This window comes from Mammaliicoccus fleurettii, from assembly GCF_003970575.1.
Classification (GTDB): domain Bacteria; phylum Bacillota; class Bacilli; order Staphylococcales; family Staphylococcaceae; genus Mammaliicoccus; species Mammaliicoccus fleurettii.
The window spans coordinates 1-4,975 of the sequence record NZ_RXWZ01000128.1; the positions used below are offsets into that span (position 1 = coordinate 1).

The window sequence follows — 4,975 nt, forward strand, 5'->3', positions numbered from 1 at the left end:
CAATTACATTATTAATATCAGTTGTTTCACTATATGTTTTATTTACATACTAATTACAAACAATGTAAATACGCCAATAAAGATTATCAGATAGAGTTATTCAAAAAAATATTTGGGTACTGAATCTGTTATGCAGAATTGTTTTACGAAAAAAAATAAAAAACCCTCTATATTTATAGAGAGTTTAATGTGGTCCTTGCTATTTTATGATTTTCACACTTTTAAAATTTGCTGGTACTTACTAAAATTACTTGTTACTAATAATTGATTTAATTGTACTAATAACTGTATTTAATTCTTCATCACTCATATTTGAACCAGATGGTAAACATACGCCATTTTCGAATAATGCTTTTGCATTATCATTATTTTCAGCTATATAATCATATTCTTCATATAATGGTTGTAAATGCATTGGTTTCCAAACTGGTCTTGCTTCTATGTTATTTTCTTGTAATTGTCTAATTAATTCAGATGAATCAATTCCAACTTGTTCAGAATCAATTGTTAAAGCTGTTAACCATCTATTAGATTTAGTATTACTTAATTCTGGTTGGAAATTAATTCCGTCAATATGGTCTAATTCTTTATAATAAGTATCGAATATTTCTCTTCTTCTATCCACTCTATCTTCTAATACTTCCATTTGACCTCTACCAATTCCAGCTGAAATATTACTTAATCTATAATTGTAGCCTAATTCACTATGCTGATAATGAACTGCTTGATCACGAGCTTGGGTAGATAAGAATAAAGCATGTTCAACATTTTCTTTGTTATTTGAAACTAACATACCTCCGCCACTAGTGGTAATAATTTTATTCCCATTAAAGGAGAAAATACCATAGTCACCGAAACTACCGCTTTTTCTACCTTTATATTCAGAGCCTAGTGATTCAGCAGCATCTTCAATTAACTTAACATTAAATTTCTCACATAGTGCTTTAAGTTCATCCATTTTAGCAGATTGACCGTACAAGTTTACTACTAAAACTGCTTTAGGCAACTTACCAAGTTCATCATATTTTTCTAATGCTTTTCTTAATGCATACGGGGACATATTCCAAGTATCGTTATCAGAATCAATAAATACAGGTTTTGCATTCTGATACAATATAGGATTAGATGTAGCACAAAATGTTAATGATGAACAAAATACTATATCTCCTTCAGTAACACCACATTCAATCAATGCAAGGTGTATAGCAAACGTACCACTACCAAGTGCTAAACTGTGATCAACTTGTACATATTCACGTACAGTTTTCTCAAATTCAGTAACATTCTCACCAAGTGGTGCAATCCAATTTTGTTCAAACGCATCATTAATATATTTTTGTTCATTACCTCCCATATGAGGTGAAGATAATAATATCCTCTTTGACATAAAAATTCATCTCCTAATCGGTTTAGCAGGCGTACCTACTACAATCTGGTTATCACCAATATCATTAACAACAGTTGAACCAGCTCCAACTATCGTATTCTGCCCAATTTTAATCTGTGGTATGACTGTTGCGCTAGCACCTATTTGAGATTTAATACCAACGGAAACTCCACCTGTTAAAGTTGAGTTAGGTGAGACATGAACAAAATCTGAAATGATATTATCATGCTCTACAATAGCACCAGTATTAACAATGCTGTGCCTACCTATTATAGTATCTGCATTTATTACAGTGTTGGCCATTACAACTGTGCCATTTCCGAAAACCACGTTTGAACCTATACTTGCTGTAGGATGTATTAATATAGGATACCGTTCAATAGCTAAATTCACCTTATTATAAATGGTTTCTCTAACTTCATTATTGCCAATAGCTATAATAAAGTGATACTCATTCGCATAATTATTAATATTTTCTAAACGGTCATATATAATATTATTCTCTACATGAAATTCATTAATATTATCATCTAAATATCCCGCGAAAGTATAATGTTCACTTTGTTTAATAATATCTTTAATCACTTTTGCATGCCCGCCATTACCTATTAGTAATATTGGCTTCATTTTAAACTTCCTTTAAATCTTTCTATTGTTACATGATCACTTGCACTAATATCCTTACGTTTAATAACATTATAAAATGTTTTATATAGTATAAACATATCTAGAGTAAAAGATTGATTTTCTACATACCAAACATCTAATTTAAATTTATCTTCCCATGAAATAGCATTTCTACCATTTATCTGAGCCCATCCTGTAATACCTGGTTTAACAAGATGTCTTTTTCTTTGTTCTTCTGTGTACAAAGGTAGATATTCCATTAGTAATGGTCTAGGACCTACTAAACTTAAATCTCCCTTTAATACATTTATTAACTGTGGTAATTCATCTATGCTTGTTTTACGAATAAAGTCACCAGTTTTTGTCATTCTTTTTTCATCTGGTAATAACTCACCATTACTATCTTTTTCATCTGTCATAGTTCTAAACTTTAAAATTTGAAATGGTTTTTCATCCTTACCAGGTCTAGTTTGTTTAAATAAAACAGGATTACCCATTTTTTTTGAAATTGCACTAGATGTAACTATTAAAATTGGTAATGTAATTATTAATAATGAGCCACTTACAACTGTATCAATAGTTCTTTTCAACATATTTTCACCCATTTACTGTTTTAATTTATAAAGATTATCATAATTGTAATATTTATAACCGTCATGTTTTACAACTACATTCTTAGTATCTAAAATAACAGGGTTATCCATTAGTTTCGAATAATTAGATAAATCTTTAAATTCATCATGATCAGATAAAACAAGTAATAGAGAACTATCATTCACTGCTTCTTCTATACTATTAGTGACAAAGCTTTTTTGTACATGCGGATCATGTGCCACTATATCGATATTAAGATTTTTTTGTAACATATGATATATATCCATTGCTGGAGATTCTCTTATATCATCTATATTACCTTTGTATGTTAAACCTAAAACAGTTATTTTTTTAAAGTTGTTTTTATTAACTAACTTCTTAACTATATCTACTATAAAAGAAGGCATTGAATTATTAATTTCGCGTGATTTTGATATTAACTCACTTTTTTCTGGTGCTTTTGCAATAATAAAGTAAGGATCTACTGCAAGACAATGTCCACCAACTCCAGGACCAGGATAATGCAAATTAACTCTAGGATGTTTATTTGCCATTTCGATAACTTTTAATGCATTTATATCAAGTTCATAGCATATTTTAGCTAATTCATTAGCCAAAGCAATATTAGTGTCTCTAAAAGTATTTTCCATTAATTTAGAGAGTTCCGCGGTTTTAGAGTCAGTTTCTATAATTTCACCTTCAACAAATAAACTATAAATTTCTTTTGCTTTTGTAGTACATTCTCTAGTAATTCCACCAACAATACGATTATTATACTTAAGTTCTTCCATTATTTTTCCTGGTAAAACTCTTTCAGGACAATGAATTAAATATAAATCTTCACCAATAGAATATCCCACTTCTTCAAAAATAGGTTTAATTACATCTTCAGTTGTTCGTGGTGCAATTGTTGATTCAATTATTACTGTATTCCCTTTTTCTAAAACAGGTAAGATACTTCTACAAGCTGATTCGACTATAGATACATCGCATGATTTATATTCATCATTTGAATTAGGAGTTGGAACTGAAATAATGAAACAATCAGCTGGTTCAACTTCAGTAGTAGCTCTAAAAGTATTGCTTTCCAATGCCTTCAGTAATTCTTCGTGTAAATAAGGCTCTTCTATATGTAGTTCACCATTATTCAATTTAGATACAGCTTCACTATTTATGTCTACTCCAATAACATTAACACCATGTTTAGCAAACATAATTGATGTAGGTAATCCGATATAACCTAAGCCTATTGTTGTAATTTTCATATTAATCTTCCCCATTTTTTTATTTACCAACCATAATATTCATTTTTTCAATATACTTATCAGCTAGTTTTTTTCTATCAAAATTTGTAGATACAAACTGATAACCATTTTCTCCAAACTCCTGTCTTAAATCTGCATTATTTTTCAGAGAAATAATACTGTTTACACACTCTTCTTCATTTTCTGGATCTATATATATACCCGCTTTATTATCTTCTACTAACTCTCTAGCTATACCATCTATACCTACTAGAATTGGCTTTTTACAAGACATATAATCAAATATTTTATTTGGATACACTGTTTTAAATGTGTCGTTTTTCTTTAATACAGCAATACATGCATCAGATAAGTTCACGTAATCAGAAATTTGATTTTTAGGTTGAGCATCAATAAAAGTCACATTATCTAGGTTCATTTTATTAGCCAGATTGATTAAACTTTTTTTCCTCATTCCATCGCCAATTAATAAAAAGTCAATATCTTTATCTTTATTTTTTAAATTATTTGCTATATTCAAAATATATTCCAGATGATTTGCAACACCATGTGCACCTGTGTATGTGATAATAAATTTATTGTTCAAATTATATTTCTGAACTAAGTTAGTGTTTTTCTCTTCCGGTTTAAATATATCTAAATCGGCACCATTAGGAATATAAATAATTTTATTTGGATTTATATTCTTATTTTCAATTAATTTATCTTTGAATGCTGGTGTTAACACATTGATTAGATCTGCATATTTATAGCACATTTTTTCGATTTTATATGCTAAATTTATAATATATTTATTAGATAAAACACCCGTGTCTATCGCAGATTCTGGCCACAAATCTCTAATTTCAAATATTAAAGGTTTTTTAGTTATCCATTTTGCTAAAATGCCAGTTAATCCTATAAATAAAGGTGGAGAACTAACCAAAATAACATCAATGTTTTTTATTCTCTTTAAAGCAAATGAGGAAGAAAAATTAAACGAAAAATATCCAAATAATCTACCTATAAAGTTTTTATTATAACCTTTACTAACATGACATCTGTATACAGTCACATTTTTAGATATAACTTCTTTTGTAATATATTTTTTATTATATTTATC

5 protein-coding genes are annotated in these 4,975 nt (G+C 28.8%); all 5 read right to left on the bottom strand.

The genetic code is table 11. The features are described from left to right. Positions 1 to 247 precede the first annotated feature (247 nt). Entirely contained in the window at positions 248 to 1,387 is a 1,140-nt protein-coding gene (locus tag CD129_RS09565; protein WP_115337784.1) for a DegT/DnrJ/EryC1/StrS family aminotransferase, read from the bottom strand. A gap of 6 nt (positions 1,388 to 1,393) precedes the next feature. Next, positions 1,394 to 2,014 carry an acetyltransferase gene (locus CD129_RS09570; RefSeq protein WP_107510179.1) on the bottom strand — a complete coding sequence of 207 codons (621 nt, stop codon included), beginning with the start codon at positions 2,012 to 2,014 and terminating at the stop codon, positions 1,394 to 1,396. Next, positions 2,011 to 2,607 (bottom strand): sugar transferase, encoded by a 597-nt coding sequence (locus CD129_RS09575; protein ID WP_107510178.1) that lies wholly within the window; start codon positions 2,605 to 2,607, stop codon positions 2,011 to 2,013. The genes CD129_RS09570 and CD129_RS09575 overlap by 4 nt, the downstream gene beginning before the upstream one ends. Before the next feature lie 12 nt (positions 2,608 to 2,619). After that, a complete protein-coding gene (locus CD129_RS09580; protein ID WP_115337785.1) occupies positions 2,620 to 3,873 on the bottom strand; it encodes a nucleotide sugar dehydrogenase in 1,254 nt (417 codons plus the stop codon). A 19-nt stretch (positions 3,874 to 3,892) separates the two neighbouring features. Continuing rightward, on the bottom strand, positions 3,893 to 4,975 hold a 1,083-nt coding region (locus CD129_RS09585), incomplete at its 5' end, for a glycosyltransferase family 4 protein (protein WP_144437009.1).